17 protein-coding genes and 1 tRNA gene are annotated in these 17956 nt (G+C 70.9%); 7 read left to right on the forward strand and 11 right to left on the reverse strand.

What is annotated here, in order from left to right; genetic code table 11:
- Window positions 1–20: 20 nt before the first annotated feature.
- The 6 genes from mug to PUR56_RS23360 form a co-directional block, all read right to left on the reverse strand.
- On the reverse strand, window positions 21–635 hold the full coding sequence (gene mug / locus PUR56_RS23335) for a G/U mismatch-specific DNA glycosylase (protein ID WP_329950345.1): 615 nt from the start codon (window positions 633–635) through the stop codon (window positions 21–23).
- The gene (locus PUR56_RS23340) at window positions 632–1747 is read right to left on the reverse strand and encodes a phosphatase PAP2 family protein (protein ID WP_329950346.1); all 1116 of its coding nucleotides are present in this window, start codon (window positions 1745–1747) and stop codon (window positions 632–634) included. The genes mug and PUR56_RS23340 overlap by 4 nt, the downstream gene beginning before the upstream one ends.
- A 260-nt stretch (window positions 1748–2007) precedes the next feature.
- The gene (locus PUR56_RS23345) at window positions 2008–3126 is read right to left on the reverse strand and encodes an aminopeptidase P family protein (protein WP_329885447.1); all 1119 of its coding nucleotides are present in this window, start codon (window positions 3124–3126) and stop codon (window positions 2008–2010) included.
- Window positions 3127–3298: 172 nt separating this feature from the next.
- Window positions 3299–4651: a dipeptidase gene (locus PUR56_RS23350; RefSeq protein ID WP_329950347.1), complete on the reverse strand. Its 1353-nt coding sequence runs from the start codon at window positions 4649–4651 to the stop codon at window positions 3299–3301.
- Window positions 4652–4818: 167 nt separating this feature from the next.
- Window positions 4819–5256: a hypothetical protein gene (locus tag PUR56_RS23355; protein ID WP_329950348.1), complete on the reverse strand. Its 438-nt coding sequence runs from the start codon at window positions 5254–5256 to the stop codon at window positions 4819–4821.
- Window positions 5253–7034 (reverse strand): APC family permease, encoded by a 1782-nt coding sequence (locus PUR56_RS23360; protein WP_329950349.1) that lies wholly within the window; start codon window positions 7032–7034, stop codon window positions 5253–5255. The genes PUR56_RS23355 and PUR56_RS23360 overlap by 4 nt, the downstream gene beginning before the upstream one ends.
- 979 nt (window positions 7035–8013) lie before the next feature.
- Between PUR56_RS23360 and PUR56_RS23365 the strand changes: the two genes are divergently transcribed.
- The 3 genes from PUR56_RS23365 to PUR56_RS23375 all read left to right on the forward strand — a co-directional run bounded on the left by PUR56_RS23365 (window position 8014) and on the right by PUR56_RS23375 (window position 9545).
- Window positions 8014–8355: a hypothetical protein gene (locus PUR56_RS23365; RefSeq protein WP_329950350.1), complete on the forward strand. Its 342-nt coding sequence runs from the start codon at window positions 8014–8016 to the stop codon at window positions 8353–8355.
- Between the two features lie 41 nt (window positions 8356–8396).
- Entirely contained in the window at window positions 8397–8891 is a 495-nt protein-coding gene (locus tag PUR56_RS23370) for a hypothetical protein (protein WP_329950351.1), read from the forward strand.
- 168 nt (window positions 8892–9059) lie between these two features.
- Window positions 9060–9545 (forward strand): hypothetical protein, encoded by a 486-nt coding sequence (locus PUR56_RS23375; protein ID WP_329950352.1) that lies wholly within the window; start codon window positions 9060–9062, stop codon window positions 9543–9545.
- Between the two features lie 89 nt (window positions 9546–9634).
- On the opposite strand, the gene PUR56_RS23380 is transcribed toward PUR56_RS23375, so the two are convergent.
- Window positions 9635–10123 carry a YajQ family cyclic di-GMP-binding protein gene (locus PUR56_RS23380; RefSeq protein ID WP_329885440.1) on the reverse strand — a complete coding sequence of 163 codons (489 nt, stop codon included), beginning with the start codon at window positions 10121–10123 and terminating at the stop codon, window positions 9635–9637.
- A 216-nt stretch (window positions 10124–10339) separates the two neighbouring features.
- Here PUR56_RS23380 and PUR56_RS23385 point away from each other — a divergent pair.
- A tRNA-Tyr gene (locus PUR56_RS23385) sits at window positions 10340–10420 on the forward strand.
- A 78-nt stretch (window positions 10421–10498) separates the two neighbouring features.
- On the opposite strand, the gene PUR56_RS23390 is transcribed toward PUR56_RS23385, so the two are convergent.
- Window positions 10499–10864, reverse strand: coding sequence for a hypothetical protein (locus PUR56_RS23390; RefSeq protein ID WP_443034551.1), 366 nt, complete (start codon window positions 10862–10864; stop codon window positions 10499–10501).
- 28 nt (window positions 10865–10892) lie between these two features.
- Window positions 10893–11021 carry a hypothetical protein gene (locus PUR56_RS23395; RefSeq protein WP_329950353.1) on the reverse strand — a complete coding sequence of 43 codons (129 nt, stop codon included), beginning with the start codon at window positions 11019–11021 and terminating at the stop codon, window positions 10893–10895.
- Between the two features lie 425 nt (window positions 11022–11446).
- Here PUR56_RS23395 and PUR56_RS23400 point away from each other — a divergent pair, with 425 nt between their 5' ends.
- Together PUR56_RS23400 and PUR56_RS23405 are read left to right on the forward strand one after the other, a co-directional pair.
- The gene (locus PUR56_RS23400) at window positions 11447–12295 is read left to right on the forward strand and encodes a GntR family transcriptional regulator (RefSeq protein ID WP_329950354.1); all 849 of its coding nucleotides are present in this window, start codon (window positions 11447–11449) and stop codon (window positions 12293–12295) included.
- Window positions 12292–12978, forward strand: a complete 687-nt coding sequence (locus PUR56_RS23405; RefSeq protein WP_329950355.1) for an HAD family hydrolase — start codon at window positions 12292–12294, stop codon at window positions 12976–12978. The genes PUR56_RS23400 and PUR56_RS23405 overlap by 4 nt, the downstream gene beginning before the upstream one ends.
- Before the next feature lie 121 nt (window positions 12979–13099).
- Here PUR56_RS23405 and PUR56_RS23410 read toward each other — a convergent pair whose 3' ends face one another.
- Window positions 13100–14233, reverse strand: coding sequence for a hypothetical protein (locus PUR56_RS23410; RefSeq protein WP_329950356.1), 1134 nt, complete (start codon window positions 14231–14233; stop codon window positions 13100–13102).
- A gap of 717 nt (window positions 14234–14950) precedes the next feature.
- Window positions 14951–15673, reverse strand: a complete 723-nt coding sequence (locus PUR56_RS23415; RefSeq protein WP_329950357.1) for an HAD family hydrolase — start codon at window positions 15671–15673, stop codon at window positions 14951–14953.
- A gap of 346 nt (window positions 15674–16019) precedes the next feature.
- Between PUR56_RS23415 and PUR56_RS23420 the strand changes: the two genes are divergently transcribed.
- Window positions 16020–17894, forward strand: a complete 1875-nt coding sequence (locus tag PUR56_RS23420) for an APC family permease (RefSeq protein ID WP_329950358.1) — start codon at window positions 16020–16022, stop codon at window positions 17892–17894.
- Window positions 17895–17956: the final 62 nt, after the last annotated feature.

Consider the following 17956-nt stretch of genomic DNA (forward strand, 5'->3'; position numbering starts at 1 on the left):
GGGGAGGGTGCCCCGTCCGGTCAGGCTCCCTCCGGGCGGGGGCCCGGGTCCGGGGCGGGCGAGACGGCCTCGCGCAGCTTCGCGAACTCCGCCGCCAGCGCGTCCAGGGTGTAGTGGGCGTTGAGGCCGCTGGGGTTGGGCAGCACCCAGACCTCGGTCCCGCCGATCGACTCCTCCTGCCGTCCGATCGTCACGGTCCGCCGCCCGAACGCCGTCCGGTACGCGCCGATGCCGAGCACCGCCAGGGCCCGCGGCTCCAGCCGCAGCACCCGGGCGGTGAGCGCGGCGCCGCCCTCGCGCAGCTCCTCGGCGGTGAGCTCGTCCGCCTTGGCGGTGGCGCGCGGGGCGACGTTGGTGATGCCCAGCCCGAGGTCGAGCAGCCGGCGCTGCTCGTCCGGGCCGAACTGGTGCGGGGTGAAGCCCGAGCGGTGCAGCGCGGGCCAGAAGCGGTTCCCCGGACGGGCGAAGTGATGGCCGGTGGCGCCCGACCAGAGACCGGGGTTGATGCCGCAGAACAGCACCCGAAGGCCGTCGGCGGAGACGTCCTCGATGGTGGTGTCACGGGCGGCGGACAGCTGTTCCGCGGTCGGCTTCGTCGGGCGCGCGGGCTTCTCCACGTCGGGCGTCTCGGTCATTCGTCCAGTCTGCCGGTGGTGGCCGGTGCCCCGGCCGCCGGGGCGCCCGCCACCCCTGCCGACGTCCGGGCGGGTGCCGCCGACCCGGCCCCGGCGGTCGCCGGGACCGCCGCGCGGGTCGCCGCCAGGGACCGGGCCCGCCGCCGTGTCCGCAGCCACTGCACGCCGTACACCACCGCCGCCGCGTACGCCCAGCCGACGAAGACGTCCACGATGAAGTGCTCCGCGCCGTACACCAGGGTGAAGGTCATCGCGAGCGGGTACGCGACCAGCAGCATGCGCAGCCGGCGGCCGGCCGTCGGCCAGAAGAAGAAGAGCAGCATCGCCGGGTACGCCGAGTGCAGCGAGGGCATCGCGGCGACGTCGTTGGCGAACCGGCTGCCGTTCTCGAAGATCGACCCGGCCCGGGGGAGCCCGCTCTCCGTCAGCACGTCCGACACCACCCGGGTCAGCGCCGGGAGGTGGCCCTCCTGGGAGGCGAGCCACGGGGGGACGGCCGGGTAGAGGATGTACGTCGCGAAGCCGGCGAAGGTCAGCGCGAGGTAGCAGGTGAGCAGGTGCCGGAACCGGTCGTGGCGACGGCGCCAGAGGACCGCGAGCACCACGAAGACCAGGAAGAAGTGCGACATGTAGACGGCGACCGCCGCGTAGTCGTACCAGTGCGGCGAGCCGGGTGTGTACAGCCCGTGCTGGAGCCGGACGGTCAGGGTCTCACCCAGGCCGATCAGTTCGTCGGCCCGCTGCTGCGGCCACAGGTACGGGCCCCACGGGGTGTGCGCGCCGTAGCCCCGCAGCAGCGAGTACGTCCAGACGACGGCCATCACCGGCACCCAGTCGCGCAGCACGAGCAGGAAGCCGCGCGGGCCGTGGCCGCTGTGCACGGCGGCGGCCAGCAGCGCGCCGATCAGCCAGAGGAACACCACGTCGTTGGAGTACGGCAGCCCGTAGGCGCGGACGTACCAGAGGAGGGCGAGCAGGTAGAGCGGCCACGCCAGCAGCCGGATCCGGGACAGGGCACCGGGGCGGGCGCCGTTCCGGGTGCCGGTCGCCGGGCGTAGCCGCCCGGCGCTCGCGGGAGGGGACGGCGGCGCCGGTCGCAGCATTCTGGTCATGCCGGTCGAAGCTAGCAAGGCATTCTTGGAGAACTCTCGGTGCGAACGGCCGTCCTTTCAGGTAGACCTCAGAAATGCCCCGTGCGGCGGAACGGCGGGCCCGCGGAGCGGGGTCCCGGTCGTTCGGGTGTTCGTGCACCCGGCCCTTCCGGCGCACGGGTGTTCGGTGGCGGGGGTGCGAGGGCGGTCCGGGGTCGGGGCGGTCGGGAGCCCCGGGGCTTCGGAGGTTCGAGGCCCCGGAGGTTCGAGGCCCCGGAGGTTCAGGACACGATGCCCAGCTCGTGCGGGGTGTTGTTGAACCGCCGCCCGGCCTGCTCGGTGACCGTCACGATGTCCTCGATCCGCACCCCGAACCGGCCCGGCAGGTAGACGCCCGGCTCGATCGAGAAACACATGCCGGGGACGAGCGGCTGCTCCTCGCCCTCGACCAGGTACGGCGGCTCGTGCGTGGTGATCCCGATGCCGTGGCCGGTGCGGTGGATGAAGTACTCGCCGTACCCGGCCTCGGTGATGACCCGTCGGGCGATCCGGTCGATCTCCTGGCAGCTCACCCCGGGCCGGACCGCCTCGAACGCCGTCTGCTGCGCCTCCCGGACGACGTCGTGGACCTTCCGCACCTCGGCCGGGACGTCGGTGCCGAGATGCACGGTCCGGGTGGTGTCGGAGCCGTAGCCGTCCTTGAGACCGCCGAAGTCCAGCACGACGGTGTCACCGGACTCGATGACCCGGTCACCGGCCTCGTGGTGCGGGTCGGCGCCGTTCGGGCCGGAGCCGACCACGGTGAAGTCGACCTGGCTGTGCCCGTACTGGATGAGCAGCGCGCTGAGGTCGGCGGCCACGTCGGTCTCCCGGCGCCCGGCGAACTCGACCTCCAGGATGCCCCGGTAGGCGGCGTCGGCGGCGCCGCCGGCCGCGGCGAGGCGCTCCAGCTCGTCCGGGCCCTTGACGGCGCGCAGCATCGGCAGGGTCTCGGTGAGCGAGGTCCAGCCGGTGCCGGGCAGCGCGGCCTGGAGGCCGAGCAGGTGCATGGCCCAGGCGTTGTCGGAGATGCCGTACCGGCCCGCCCGGTCGAGCAGCGGGGCGGCGGTGGCGTACGGGTCCTGGCCGTCCGTCCAGTCGAGCAGCCGGACGGCGGGGGCGCCGGCCGCCTTCTCGGCGTCGGGGCGTTCCAGCACGGGGACGATCAGGGCGGGCTCGTGCCCGGCGCCGAGGACGAGGGCGGTCAGGCGTTCGGTGATCGCGGTGGGCTGGTACCCGGTCAGGTAGACGAGGTCGGGGCCGGGGGCGACGACCAGGCCGGCCAGCCCGGCGGCGGTGGCGGCCGAGGCCGCCCGGTCGAGGCGGGCTCGGTAGTCCTCGGTGGTGAAGGGTCGGGGCATGCGAGGTCTCCTGGTGGGGGCGAACGCTCCGGGGCGAGCGCTCCGGGGCGGTCGGAGCCCGGGCGGTCGATGTCCGGGGGTGCGATGTCCGGGGGTGCGATGTCCGGGGGTCGATGTCCGGGGGGTGCGGTGTCCGGCCGGGGCTCGACCGCCCGGGCCGGCGTCAACTCCGTTACGGCCTGGGCGAGTCGGCGTAGTGCTTGAGGAACAGCGCCTCCACGTGCGCCATGTGCTCGATCTCGCCGGGGTCGACGCTCTCGTTGGGCGCGTGGATCAGGCAGCGCGGCTCCTCGACGCCCATCAGGATGATCTCCGACTCCGGGAAGGTCCTGGCGAACACGTTGCAGAGCGGGATCGAGCCGCCCTGGCCGAGGAAGGAGAGCGGTCGTCCGTAGACCTCCTGCGCGGCCTTGTCGAGCGCCGCGTACGCGGGCCCGCCGGTGGCGGCCCGGAACGGCGAACCGGTGCTCTCCGGGGCCACCTCGACGTGCACGCCCCAGGGCGCGGCGGCCTTCAGGTGCGCGACGAGGGCCTCCTGCGCGGCCTGCGGGTCCGTACCGGGCGGGACGCGGAGGCTGACCCGGGCCCGGGCGGTCGCCGGGACGGCGGCGGCGGAGCCGACCACGGGCGGGCAGTCGATGCCGAGCACGGTGACGGCCGGGCGGGCCCAGAGCCGGTCGGCGACGCTGCCGGAACCGGTCAGCCGGACGCCGTCCAGGACTCCCGCGTCGGTGCGGAACTGCTGCTCGTCGTAGCCGACGCCGCTCCAGCCGCCGGTGCTGTCCAGGCCGTCGATCCGCGTGCCGCCCTCGGCGTCGCGCAGCGTGTCGAGGACGCGGATCAGCGCGGCCAGCGCGTCCGGGGCCGGACCGCCGAACATGCCGGAGTGCACGTCGCCCTTGAGCGTGGCGACCGTGACCACCACGTTGGTGAGGCCGCGCAGGGAGGTGGTGGCGGTGGGCACGCCGACCGACGCGTTGCCGGTGTCGCAGACCAGCAGGGCGTCGGCGTGCAACTCGCCCGCGTGCGGCGGCACGTAGGCCTCCAGGCCGCCGGTGCCCTGCTCCTCGGACCCCTCGACGACCAGCTTGATGCCGACCGGGAGGTCGTCGCCGAGCGCCCGCAGCGCGGTGAGGTGCATGACGATGTTGCCCTTGCAGTCGGCGGTGCCGCGCCCGTACCAGCGGCCCTCGCGCTCGGTCAGCTCGAACGGCGGGGAGGTCCAGGCGGCGTCGTCGAGCGGGGGCTGGACGTCGTAGTGGCTGTAGAGCAGGACGGTCGGTGCGCCGGGCGGGGGCGGACGGTGGCCGACCACGGCGTGGCTCCCGTCCGGGGTCTCCTCCAGGTGGACGTCGCGCAGTCCGGCTTCACCGAAGGCGGCGGCGACCCACTCGGCGGCCTGGCGGCACTTCTCCGGCGGGTACTGACGGGGGTCGGCGACGGAGGGGATGGCGACCAGTTCGGCCAGGTCGGCCTTGGCGCGGGGCATCAGGGCGGCGATCCGGCCGGCGAGTTCGTCGGTCATGGGTTCGGCTCCTTCCGGGGCAGGTGGGGCGGCCGGCTGTCGGGTCCGGCCGGGTGCCGGCGGGTCGGTGGCCGGTTGCCGGCGGCTCAGGTGCGCGGCTCAGGTGCCGGCGGGTCGGTGGCCGGCGGCTTGGTGGCCGGCGGGTCGGTGGCCGGCGCTGTCGGGCGTCAGTTGCGCACGGTGTCGTGGAGCTTGAGGTCGTCGATCTTGTCCTTGATGGCGGAGAGCTTGTCCGGGCAGTAGACCGAGAGCACGATCGTCTCGGCGAGGATCACCTCGCGGTCGGAGAGCACCGGACGCTGGCCGGGGCCGCCCGCGCCGTTGGACATGCCGTGCTTCCACTGCGCCTGCGTCAGCGAGTCGGCCGGGTCCTGGCAGACGGCGCCGCCGTCCTCGCCGAGGGTGTGCACGATCTGGCTCTGGGAGGGCACCGGGTAGCCGGCCGCGCCGAGTGCCTCGGAGAGCTGTTGGGCCTTGCGGTTGGCCTCGTTGGTGGAACGCAGCTGGGAGTAGGTCAGGAGGCCGGTGACCAGCATGGCGACCAGGAGGACGATCGCGCCGATGTAGATCCAGCGGTGCTGGGAGGCCATCAGGCTGCGGGTCATGACGCACCTCCGGGGGTACCGCCGGTACCGGGTCCGTCGGGTCCGCCGTGGGGTCCGGTGCCGGGTCCGCCCGGCCCGCCGTCGGGTCCGGTGCCGGGTCCGTCGGGTCCGCGGGGGTCGTCGTGGGTGCTGCCGGGGCCGACGTGGTCCGCCGGTCCGCCGTCGTGGGGCCGGTTGCCGGCCGACCTCTCGGCGGCCGACCGTTCGGCGGAGGACCTCTCGGCGGCCTCCACCTCGGCGAGTTCCGCCTGCGCGTCGGGCGAGCGCCACTCGGGCTTGCGCAGCCGCAGGAACAGGTAGGGGATCACCAGCCCGAGCAGGGCCAGACCGCCGCCGACGATCACCACGTACGACCAGACCGAGCCGCTGCCGAACTGCGAGGAGGGGACGAAACCGATCGCCATCGCGGCGGCCGAGGCGATCAGACCCGTCACCGCGATCGGCACCAGCGCCGGCGCGCGGTAGCCGCGCGGGTGGTCGGGCTGGGTGCGGCGCAGCCGGATCGCGGCGGTGAACATCAGCAGGTAGACGATCAGGTACACCTGCGTGGTGATCACCGAGAAGATCCAGTAGGCACTGGAGACGTTCGGGATCAGCGCGTACGCGAGGGCGATGACGGTGGTGACCACACCCTGGGTGACCAGCAGGTTCTGCTGGACCCCCTCCCCGTTGAGCCGCTGCAGGAACGGCGGCAGGTAGCCCTCCTGCCGGGAGATCATCAGCAGGCCCTTGGACGGTCCGGCCAGCCAGGTGAGCATGCCGCCGAGCGAGGCGGAGACCAGCGCCACCGCGATCACCGGGGTGAGCCAGCCGATGTGGAAGTACTGGAAGAACGAGTCGAAGGCCTGCATCACGCCTGCGGTCAGGCTGAGCTCGCTGGACGGCACCACCCAGCTGATCGCCAGCGCAGGCAGGATGAAGATCGCCAGCACCATCCCGGAGGAGGTGAACATCGCCCGCGGGAACTCCTTGGCCGGGTCGCGGAGCGAGGAGACGTGCACCGCGTTCATCTCCATGCCGGAGTAGCTGAGGAAGTTGTTGACGATCAGCACCAGGCTGGCCAGACCGGTCCACTGCGGGAACAGGTGCGCGGCGTTCATCGGCGCGGCGGAGGGGTTGCCCTGGCCCAGGAAGACCAGACCGAGCACCACCAGCAGCACGCCGGGGATCAGCGTGCCGATCACCAGGCCCATCGAGGAGAGGCCGGCCACGGCCTTGGTGCCGCGCGAGGAGACCCAGACGCCGGTCCAGTACAGCACCATGATCACGATCGCGGTGTACAGGCCGTTGCTGGCGAGCGCCGGGTTGACCACGTAGGCGATGGTCGACGCCACGTACGCGAGCAGGGACGGGTAGTAGAAGATCGTCATCGCGAACTGGCACCAGACGGCCAGGAAGCCGAGCGGCTTCGACAGGCCCTCCGACACCCAGCGGTAGACACCGCCCTCCCAGCCGGACGCCAGCTCGGCGGAGACCAGCGCGGTCGGGAGCAGGAAGACGACCGCCGGGAGGAGGTAGAGGAAGACGCACGCGAGGCCGTAGACCGCCATCGTCGGGGCGGAGCGGAGGCTGGCCACCGAGCTGGTCGTCATCAGGGCGAGCGTCAGCCAGGACATCCGGGGCGCGCTCGCGAGCCTGGTCGCGACCGCGCCGGTGCGCTGCCGGGTGGCCGGGCCGGTGCCGGCGCCTCCGGGACCCGCTCCGCCCGGTCCCGTTCCTCCCGGCCCGCCCGTACCGGGACTGCCACGACCGGACGAGGGCACGTCCATGGAACTCATCAGTCCTCCTCGGGGCCCGGCGGGTCTGGTTCGGCGGGCCTGGTTCCAGCAGCCCGCCCCGGGGATGGCCCCGGGGCGGGCCGTACCCGGCCAGTTCACCCGGTTGCCGGTGAGGCCGCATGCGGCGTGCACCCGCACGGGTGATCGACTCTCAGGGGTGGGCGGAGGAGTGCGGCCGGCCCGCCGTCCGGTTTTCGGGTCGGCGGACCGGTGGGGCGGTGTACCGGTGGTCGGGCGAGGCGGTGGACCGGCGGGTGGGGCGGGGGCAGCCGGGACCGGCACCCAGGCCACCGCGAGCAGCAGCCCGCCGGGGCCCGCCAGCCGGTGCAGCCGGCCCACCAGGAACGCGCCGGCCAGTGCCCCGACGGCCTACCCGGCCAGCGCCGGCCCGATCCCGCCGCTCGACGTACCCTGCCCGCGCGGGATCACCATCACCGGGGCGGCAGCATCGGGGTGGCCGCCACGTCGAGGACCAGGACGAGGGCGAGGGTCGGACGGAGGAAGGCGTTGGCGGCGAGGAAGCGGAAGCCGGCGAGGGCACCGCCGTCCTTCTCCGGGGAGTCCTGCGCCGGGGGGCGTCCGCCGCTCCCGGGCGGTTCGGGAACCGGACCAGCAGGGCCGAGGCCAGCGCGAGCAGCGAGGCGAGCGCCGTCCCGACGTACGGTGCGCCCCGGCCGGGCCCGAACAGTGCCCCCGCCGGCGGCGGCCCGACCGGCCCCGCGCCGCTCATCCGCGCCTCGTCCTGCGCCGGCGCCTGCCTCAGTTGCTAGGGCGGGACGACCGAGCGCACCGCGAGCAGCCGGACCGGACCGCTGTACGCGACGGTCGCGCCGATCACGACGGTCACCGACAGGGTACGGACGAGGGTCGGCCGGTCCAGGGCCATCGCCGGCGGGACGCTCGCGGAGGCGAGCAGCCGGGTGCCGTCGGCGGCGATCAGGATCCGCCGGCGGTCGTACCGGTCGGCGACCGCGCCGCCGTGGACCCCGAGGACGACGGCGGTGCCGATCCGGAGGGGGCGACTTTCTCCACCCCGCAGGAGGGCTCGGTCGGCCTCCCCGGTCTGTTCTCGCACGTCACGCTGCGGCTCAGCCCCGAGCGGCTGGTCCGGGTCCGGGCCCAACTCAACGACGTGTTCGACGAGTTGCACGCCGAAGGGCAGAGCGCGTCGGCGGATGCGGTGGAGGTGGCCGCCTTCGCCCTGCTGTACGGGGTCCGGCCGGACGCAGCCGTCCCGGCCGGGACGGCCGATCCGCCGGAGGCCGCCGGTCCCCCGCCGGCCGGCTCTCGAAGCGGTACCCGGCCGGGCACGGAATCGTAAACGCCGGGCGCACTGTCAGTGCCATGGTTCAGGATGACTGAATGTCATACGAACTTCAGGCGCTGATCGGCTCGGCGGAGCTGGTCGCAGTGGCGGCCGCCGAGGTTCCGGCGGCCCGCCCCCGACCGCTGGCCCAGGGGTTGGCGATGATCCCGGCGACGCCCGCCTTCCTGGCCTCGCTGCGACTCGGCGGGCAGGAGTCGGCGACCACCGGAGCCGTCGGCTTCGCCTGGTTCCCGGACGGCCTCGAACGCAGGCTCGCCGCCTGGTCCAAGGCCGGCCCGATCGCCTGCGTCGAGGCGAACTTCTTCGGCGGCACCGGCACCCAGCGCGCCGCCGTCTGGGCCGACGGCCGGCTCGACCTCGGCCCGCTCGCCGGTGGCGAGTTCGAACCCACGCCGCCCGAGGGCAGTCCGATCTCCCGCGTCCTGCGCAGGCTCGGGGCCCGGGTGGAGGACGCCGCCCACCGCGACGAGTTCGACGCCGTCGGCCTCGGCGAGCACCGCAGCACGGCCTCCTGGGCGTCGGCCCGCTGACCCGTCACCCCGGGGAGCGGTCGGCGCCGACCGCCTGACGGCGTGTCGCCGCCGGTCGCCGCGTGTCGTGCACCGTTCGGCGTACACGCGGTGGCTGGGCCAACTGGCCTGCCCCACGGTGTGAATCAGGCATTTCGCCTGATTCGTACCGAGAGGAAAGCATCACCCATGCGTGCCACCTGGATGGCCACCGCGCTGACCGCAGCCCTTGTGCTGGCTCCGGTCGCCACGGCGACCTCCGCCACCGCCGCCGGCAACGGAGCCGCGGTCGCCCCCGCCCACGTCAGCACCTTCGCGGTCCCCGTCGACCTCCCCCTGCCCGTCCCGGCCGCTCCCGCGGTCCCCGATCCGACGGCCGCCCTCGGTGGAGTCCTCCAGTTGGTCGACGGCCTGCTCTCGACCGTCGCTCCGCTGCTCGGGGCGCCCGACCTCGGGCCCCTCCAGCAACTCCTCGCCTCGCTGGAGGCGACTGTTCAGGCCCTGATCGGCCAACTGCCCGCACCCCCGCCGGTGACGGCCCCCGTCCCGCCCCCGACCGTCGACCCCCCGGCGACCCCGACCGTCCCGCCGGCGGACCAGCTGGCCTTCCTCAAGGCCCAGGTCCAGGCCCTCCTTCAGGCCCGCCCCCTGCCCGGTGTCGTCGCTCCCCACTGACGGCGCCCGCCCGCACGACGGCGGCCCCGGTCGCGAGCCGCAGCTCGCGACCGGGGCCGCCCCGTCGCCGGTCCGCCGCCCCTCGGGGGTCAGCGGTAGTTCACGTACTGGACCGCGAAGTCCAGGTCCTTGCCCTTGAGCAGGGCCTGGACGGTCTGCAGGTCGTCGCGGCTCTTCGAGCTCACCCGGAGCTCGTCACCCTGCACCTGGGCCTTCACGCCCTTGGGGCCCTCGTCCCGGATGATCTTCGCGATCTTCTTGGCATCGTCCTGGGAGATGCCCTCCTTCACGTCCGCGAAGATCTTGTACTCCTTGCCGGACAGCTGAGGTTCCTTGGTGTCCAACGCCTTCAGCGACAGACCGCGCTTGATGAACTTGCTCTGCAGCACGTCCAGGATCGCCTTGACGCGCTCCTCGCCGTTCGCCTTCATCTCGATCGTCTCGCCGGAGCGGCTGATCTCGGCGCCGACGTTCTTGAAGTCGAAGCGGGTGGCGATCTCGCGGGAGGTCTGGTTGATCGCGTTGTCGACCTCCTGCCACTCGACCTTCGAGACGATGTCGAAACTGGAGTCGGCCATGGGTGTTGGTCTCCTTGATGCTCTGCCTGCACTGACACGGCGTGCCCCACCGGGCGTCCGCCGCCCCAGCCTATCCAGCCCACCCCCGCCCTCGCCCCCGACCGCCACGCCGCACCACGTGATCACCCGCCGCCCAACCGGGTGGCGAAGCACCCCCTTCCATCGGGTAAGGTTTACCCAGTCGAACGGGGCAAGCCCCGGTCGGCAAAACATCCTGGCTGGTTGCCCGAGCGGCCAAAGGGAGCAGACTGTAAATCTGCCGCGCAAGCTACGCAGGTTCGAACCCTGCACCAGCCACAGGATAAAGAAGGGCCCCTGATCAGCGGAAACGCCGATCAGGGGCCCTTCTCGTTCATTCGAACAGTTGCGGTGCCTTCATGGCCGTTTTGCGAGGTTTGTCCCACCTGATGCCGCCCGGATCCCGGCGTTGACCAGCGGTTCCGGACCAGGCGCGGACCAGGGGCAGCCGGGCCGGCGCTGGAGGCGTTCGGTGATCAGCCGGTTGGCGTGGTCCTCGTCACCGTGGATGCACTTCGCGTAGACGCGGAGGAGGACGGCGATGCTGTGCCCGGCGCGCCGCGCGCACTCGGCCGGCGCCACTCCTGAGGCCAGCCACAGCGAGATCCCGGCATGCCGACCGTCGTACGGCCGCTTCGCCAGCGGCGTGGCCTGCTCGTCCGAGCTCAGCACCTCGGCCCGGGCCGCCGCCCAGACCACCCCGTACCCGCTCTCCTGCACCATGCCGTCGCGGAAGGTCCGGAACAGCTGGTCATCCGGGCCGCGCGCTCGATCTCGCTCTCGCCAGTGACCCCGGCAAACACTGCTCGTCCACGCCGAGCGCCAGCTCAGCGAACTCGTCGTGGTTCGCGGCCGTCTGGCCCGCGATGATCAGCATCATGGGCCAACCTCTTCTCTGGGTGTGGGCCCGTGAGGGGTCGCCACGCTCCGGCCAAGTAAGGCGCGGCGGCCCCGTTCTCGCAGGCCCGGCCAACGTTGATCAACAGCACTGGCCGCCCCAATCACCCGGGACGGCCAGCAGGTCTGCGCCCTTACAGGCGGGCGCGGCCTTTTTGATCTAGGTCTCCGATCTGACAAGGCGCCGGGATGCCTCGGCCCGATCTGTCCTGGCCCCTTCGCCCTGGGCGCGGCAGAAGGCCGGCCATTCACGGGCGCATTCGTGCAGGTCAGAGCAGCCCAAAGAAGGCCCCTCTGTGTCACCCCTGTCTCACTCGGTGCGACACTCACAACATAGAGAACCTGCTTAGGCATGTCAAGAGAGTTGGGTTTCTCGCGCCTGTTGGGCACCTGCCCTAGCATTGGCCCATGGCCTTGGACCCGGACGACTCGCGCCCCCCGTATCAGCAGGTCGGCAGCTCTCTGCGGGCCTCGATCCTCACCAAGAAGCCGGGCTTCGAGACCGGCGACAAGCTCCCCTCAGGCCCCGAACTGGCGAAGCACTTCGGCGTGGCGCGCGGCACCGTGGACAAGGCGCTAGACCTGCTCCGCACCGAGGGACTGATCGTCACCCGGCAGGGGAGCGGCTCCTTCGTACGGGAGCGGACATCCCGGCCGGTCGGGCTGCGGCCTCACCTCGAAGCCGCCTTCGCGCAGCAGCAGGTGACCCTCGACTTCGCGGGGTTCTCCAGCGAGACGCTGCACAACGCGCTGCAGGAGCCGCTCGACAAGGTCCGCTCCGGCCGGCTGGCCCCGGAGTCCATCACGGTCCGCCTGCTGCTGCCGGACACCACCGCGCCCATGGCCGTGCCGGTGCTCGTCGACGGGCTCCAGGACGAGGCCGCCCTACGGCAGCGCGCCCGCAACATCGCCCTGACGAACGCCGGCGGCATCGCGCACTCGGTGGAGATGCTGGCCGAGCTGGGCTTGGTCCAGAAGGCCAGCGTTCAGGTCAAGGTGCACCGGGCGTCCAGCCTGTTCAAGCTGTACATCCTGAACCGGCAGGAGGCGTTCTTCGGCTTCTACCCGCTCCGCGAGCGCACCGTGGCGATCGACGACACCGACCACACCTTCTATGACGTGACCGGCAAGGACACCACCCTGTTCCACCACGCCGCTGGCCCGGACGACGCCTCGCTCGGATCGCAGTACGTCCAGCAGGCCCAGATGTGGTTCGACAGCGTGTGGAGCACGATCGCGTACGAGCGGCAGTCATGATGGCCACCCCTCAGCAACTCGCCGACGTGCTGCGGCCGGTGAAGCACGTACTCCTCGACTTCGACGGTCCGGTGTGCTCGGTCTTCGCCGGCCTCCCCGCCCCGGAGGTCGCGCGCCGGCTCCGTGAGGGCCTGCTCGCCTCGGGCGAGCAGGCCCCGGCCGGGGCCGAGGAGGAGCGCGACCCGCTTGCCCTGCTCCGCATGGTCGCGGGCGTCTGGCCTGATCTCACGGAGAGCGCGGATGCGGCACTGGCTGCGCTGGAAACCGAAGCCGTTCAGGTCGCCCACCCGACGCCGGGCGGAGAATCGGTTCTCCACGCATGCGCCCGCTCCGGACGCTTGGTCTCCGTGGTCAGCAATAACGCGAGCGTGGCCATCGAGACCTACCTGACCGCGCATGGTCTCAGCGACTATGTGGCTGGCGTCTTCGGACGCATCCCGGGCGATCCCTCTTCCATGAAGCCGAACCCGCGGCTACTGCTTGAGGCTATGGAAGCTATGGGCACTCGTCCTCAAGATTGCATTTTCATCGGCGATGCTGTTCGGGATATAGAAGCGGGATATGCGGCAGGTGTCCTCACCATCGGCTACGCCAACAAGCCTGGGAAGGACGTCAAGCTAGCTGTTGGCGGAGCCGTGGTTGTTGTGGATTCCATGCAGCTTATCGCCGATAACATCTCCTGAGCGAGTTTTGGGGCGGATGCTCAAGAGGCCTCTCTCTCGGATCTCCATTATCTCTCCGCGCTCGCGCGTGAAGTCGAGGGCGCAAGGGTGTCTGTCCGAATCCGCGTTTACGCAGTCCGAATTAGAATGGCGGCTCATCGTTTTGGGCAAGCGCCAAGTTTGAGAGCTCTTTCAATCCTTCTCGGCTAAAATGTTCGGCATATTGTTCATGCATCCCGTAAGGGATTCCAGTGATCATGGCCGTCAGCATTTCTTGTCGGTTTTGTGGCGAGTCATCCTCGATCTCCTTAGCGACCGTCGCCATTCTCCCCGGGCTCGATGCTGCAGTACTTTGAAGGATGGCTTTTCGATCTTCGAGATCTTCGGGGAGATTCAGGGCCTTCACTACGTCATAGACATGTTTCTCCGACCGGTGCTTTCCCACCAGGCTATAGAGAAATCGAGCATCGCCTGATAGGCCTGCCGAACGAAGACGGCCAGCGGCGTCCTTCAGGGTGCCTGGGAGGTGCCATGTCGCCGTCCACCTCATGAAGAGAGGTGCATAAATTCCCATTTTGGCTCGGCGAAGTCCAACAATGATCGGAGCAATATGTGTGGGCGAATGAGCCCGCGCAGCGTGCACTAGGAGTTTACTGATATCTTGGTTGATATGCATTTCTCCTGCGGACCACGGCGAGGGGTCTTGCTGCTCAGGGGGGAATCTCTCATGGAGGGCGGAAACGTTCCGGATTAGATTTTCTGGCGCATCCTTGGCTATCTGCTGCAGAATTCCCGTGGTATCCATTTGAACTTGCCTCATGGACTCGATGACGTCCGGCAGCCATTTGAATGCTTCGGTTGATGGCGTTTCTTCGATAAGCAGGACCACATCGGTCATTCCTCCGTGACGAAATGGCGCGAGATCCAGACTGAGTCGACTTTCTCCCGTGGGGGATTCCTTCGGGGGTTCTTTTTTTGATTTCAAGAAGTGGGGGTCTTGGATCTTCGCAACCTCCTCTCTCCAGGAATTTGAATCGTAGTCGGCGGGTGCAAGTGGAAATCCTGTGGATCGGGCATATTCTGCCAGTGCTTCAACGATGGAGAGGACCTGGGCGGTCGTCGCAGGGTTTTTCCCGGAAAGCTTGTCTTGAATTGTTGATCTTGCCATTTGGTGCCGCCTGCCCTGGCTGGCGATCAGTCGCGCTATTTCCCTGATGGAGGGGCTGCCTGCCTTGCGGCGGAGTGTGCGCAACTGTGCGGCAATGTCAACGTTCATGGGATTCCCCCTGTCCGCAGCTGTCCGTGGGCGTCCGGAGGTGTCCGTTGATGTCCGGCTGCTGTGGAGAAACTCTAGGTCAGGGCCCTGCTCGATGTCCGGAGTTTGCCGAAGCTGTCCGCCTGCCTCGCTATGACGGGCCCGGACACGTTCTATTGAACTAGCCCAAGCACGGCTAAACGTAGAAGCGTGATAAGAGCGATGAATGGTGGAAAATGGCAAATAAGGGACGAAGCTGGGCGTATGTCACACTGGCTGTTCTGGTGGCCGGAATTTCGAACGGGCGCTCCGCAGAGGATCTGCGGGTGATGGGGTTTGCCGTGTTCGCAGTAGCCGCTCTCTGCTACATGGGTGGGCGGGGCGAGTCGTGATTGATCTCCCTGCGGTGACCTGTAGAGCCTTAAGGGGCTGAGGAGGGGTCAAAGCAGCGCAGACAGGGCCAAGGGTTACGGCGGACCTGTGGAGACAAGTGCCAGCTCTGGCGCCTCGGGTCCTTGCGGGGAGAGGTACTTGTGCTCGTCGAGACCATGATCCGGACCAGGCACGGACCGGATTCGGTCTGGCATCAAGAGTCTGCAGGTCAGAGCGCGTCCCGTCAGCGGCCTGTAAATCTGCCGCGCAAGCTACGCAGGTTCGAACCCTGCACCAGCCACAGGATTGAGAACGGCCCGTGATCAGCGGAAACGCTGATCACGGGCCGTTTTTCGTTTTCCGCGATCAGGAGGGCCCGGGGGAAGGGGCCGGCCGGAGCGTCAGGAGCAGGGTGGCGGCTGCGGGGGTGTCGGGGGCGGTGTGGGTGGGGGCGGGGTGGGCCGGGGGGAGTGGTGGGGGTGGGGTGGGGGTGATCCAGACGGAGCGCAGGCCGGTGGCGTGGGCGCCCTGGAGGTCGGTGGCGGGGTTGTTGCCGACCATCCAGTCGGCGGCGGTCAGGGTGCGGCCGAGGCGGGTGGCGGCGAGGTGGAAGATCGCGGGGGCGGGCTTGCGGGCGCCGGCCTCCTCGGAGACGCAGACGGCGTCGACGGCGGGCAGCAGGCCGGTGCGGGCGAGTTTGGCGCGCTGGATGTCGGTGGAGCCGTTGGTGACGACGGCGATGGTCCAGCCCGCGTCGCGGAGGGCGGCGAGGGCTTCGGGGACGCCGGGGATCAGGTGGGTGCGGGCGGCCTCCTGGGCGACGTGTTCCTCCCAGAGGGTCGCACCGGAGCGCGGCAGGCCGAAGTGGTCGGCGATCCGGGCGAAGCCGGCCGGGGACCGGTCGGCGCGGAGGAGTGCGAAGACGGTGGGGGCGGCTTTGGCGGGGAGGCCGTGGGCGGTGCAGAAGCCGGGTGTCCAGGCGTCGGCGCCGCCGTCGCGTTCGACCAGGGTGTGGTCGAGGTCGATCAGGAGGAGTGGACGGCGGGGGCGGAGCCCGTCGCGAGATGGCGACTTGAAGTGATTTTTCATGTGCGGAGGGTAGTGGTCGGCGTCGGTGCCACTATTGCGAATGGCTTGCAATTACCTCGACCAGGCAGCAAAGTGGTGGGGCAGGGGTGGGGTCGGGCCGTTCAGCCTCCCCGCTGAGAAGCCCCGGTCGTGCGGAAGCGCGCCGGGAGTCCTCCGTAAGAGCTGATCGTCTTCCCAACCGGCGCCCGCCGGGACAGCGGTCCGCCCACCCCGCCTCTCGTCCCCACCGCGTCAAAGGCGTGTCAAGGCTGCGCGCCGGAGCGTCAGGAACGCGTAGGGGGCGGCGGCGGACGGGTGCGCGGCCCGCAGGATCGGATCATCCGATCGACTGCGGAGGTCCCGCCCGATGTCCAGCCCCGTCACTCCGGCCGTCGCCGTCGTGCCCGAGCAGCCCGAGCCGTCCGGACGGTCCGGGCGGTCCGGACCGCCAGGAACGGATGCCGCCGGCGCGGACGCCGACCGTCACCGGCTCACCGCCATCGGCGGCCTGGCCGCTCTGTCGTTGGACGCGATGGCCTCCGTGGCGTACGGGCCCGAGTCGATCGTGCTGGTGCTGGCCGCGGCGGGGGCGTACGGGCTGGGGTTCACGCTTCCGGTGACGGCGGCGATCGCGGTGCTGCTGGCGGTGCTGGTGGCTTCGTACCGGCAGGTGATCGCGGCGTTCCCGGACGGCGGCGGTTCGTACGCCGTGGCCAAGGCGCACCTGGGGCGGCGGACGGCGCTGACCGCCGCGGCCTCGCTGGTGATCGACTACGTGCTGAACGTGGCGGTGTCGGTGACGGCGGGCGTGGCGGCGCTGACCTCCGCCGTACCGGGCCTGTACGGGGACCGGGTCTGGCTCTGCCTGGGCGTGCTGGCGCTGGTGACGGCGGTGAACCTGCGCGGGATCGCCGAGTCGGCCCGCTGGTTCATGGCGCCGACCGCCGTGTTCGTGCTCTCGATCCTGACGATCGTCGTGGTGGGTCTGTTCCGTGACGCCCCGGTGAGCACGGCGGCGGCCGAGGGGCACGCCTCGGTGCTGGCCGGCAACGCGACCGCCGTCGGGGCGCTGTTGCTGCTCAAGGCCTTCGCGGCCGGCTGCTCGGCGTTGACCGGCGTGGAGGCGGTGGCGAACGCCGTGCCGTCCTTCCGCACGCCCGGCGTGAAGCGGGCCCAGCACACCGAGGTCGCACTGGGTGCGCTGCTCGGCGTGATGCTGATCGGACTGGCCGTGCTGATCGGCCGCTTCCACCTCCAGCCGGTGGAGGGCGTCACCGTCCTCGCCCAGCTCGCCGACGCCTCGCTCGGCCACGGTGCCGGCTTCTACCTGGTCCAGTTCGCCACGGTGGTCCTGCTCGGCCTGGCCGCCAACACCTCCTTCGGCGGGCTGCCGGTCCTGCTCCACCTGCTGGCCCGCGACAACCACCTGCCGCACGTCTTCGCCCTGCGCGCCGACCGCCAGGTGCACCGGCACGGCGTGCTGTTCCTCGCGGCCGTCTCCGCGGTGCTGCTGGTCGGTTCGGGCGGCGACGTCAACAGCCTGGTGCCGCTCTTCGCGATCGGCGTGTTCGTCGGCTTCACGATCTGCCAGGTCGGCATGGTCCGCCACTGGGTGCTGGAGCGGCCGGCCCGCTGGCGGGCGAAGGCCGCGCTGAACGGCTTCGGCGCCCTGCTCACCGCCGTGGCGGCGCTGGTCGTCACCGGCACCAAGTTCACCGAGGGCGCCTGGGGCATCTGCCTGGCCCTGCCGCTGCTCGTCCTGCTCTTCGAGGCGGTCCACCGCAGCTACGCACGGATCGGCGAGCGACTGGAACTCGGCCGGATCCCCGGCCCGCTCACCCCGCAGCGCAGCCTCGTCCTCGTGCCCGTCACCGCCATCACCCGCCTCACCCGCGACGGCCTCTCCGCCGCACTCTCACTCGGCGACGAGGTCCTCGCCGTCACCGTCGTCCACGACCCGGCCGAGGCCGAAGCCCTGCGCCGGGACTGGGAACTGTGGCAGCCCGGCGTACCGCTGGTGGACATCCCGGACGGCCACCGCCGCCTCGGCCCGCCGATCGCCGAGTTCGTGAACCGCCTGGCCGCCGAACGCGCCTACGACCGGCTGACCGTCCTGATCCCCGAGGTCGAACCGGCCCGTCCCTGGCAGCGCGCCCTGCAGAACCGGCGCGGCGCGGTCATCGACCGGGCGCTGCGCCGGCACACCGACGCGGTGGTCTGCCGGCTCCGGATGCGGATGTGAGGGCCCGCCGTGTGGCGGTGAATTGCGGAGATGGTGGGTATTTGTCCGAGCCGATCGTCATA

It is taken from the genome of Streptomyces sp. BE303, assembly GCF_036290945.1.
In the GTDB taxonomy this organism is placed as follows: domain Bacteria; phylum Actinomycetota; class Actinomycetes; order Streptomycetales; family Streptomycetaceae; genus Kitasatospora.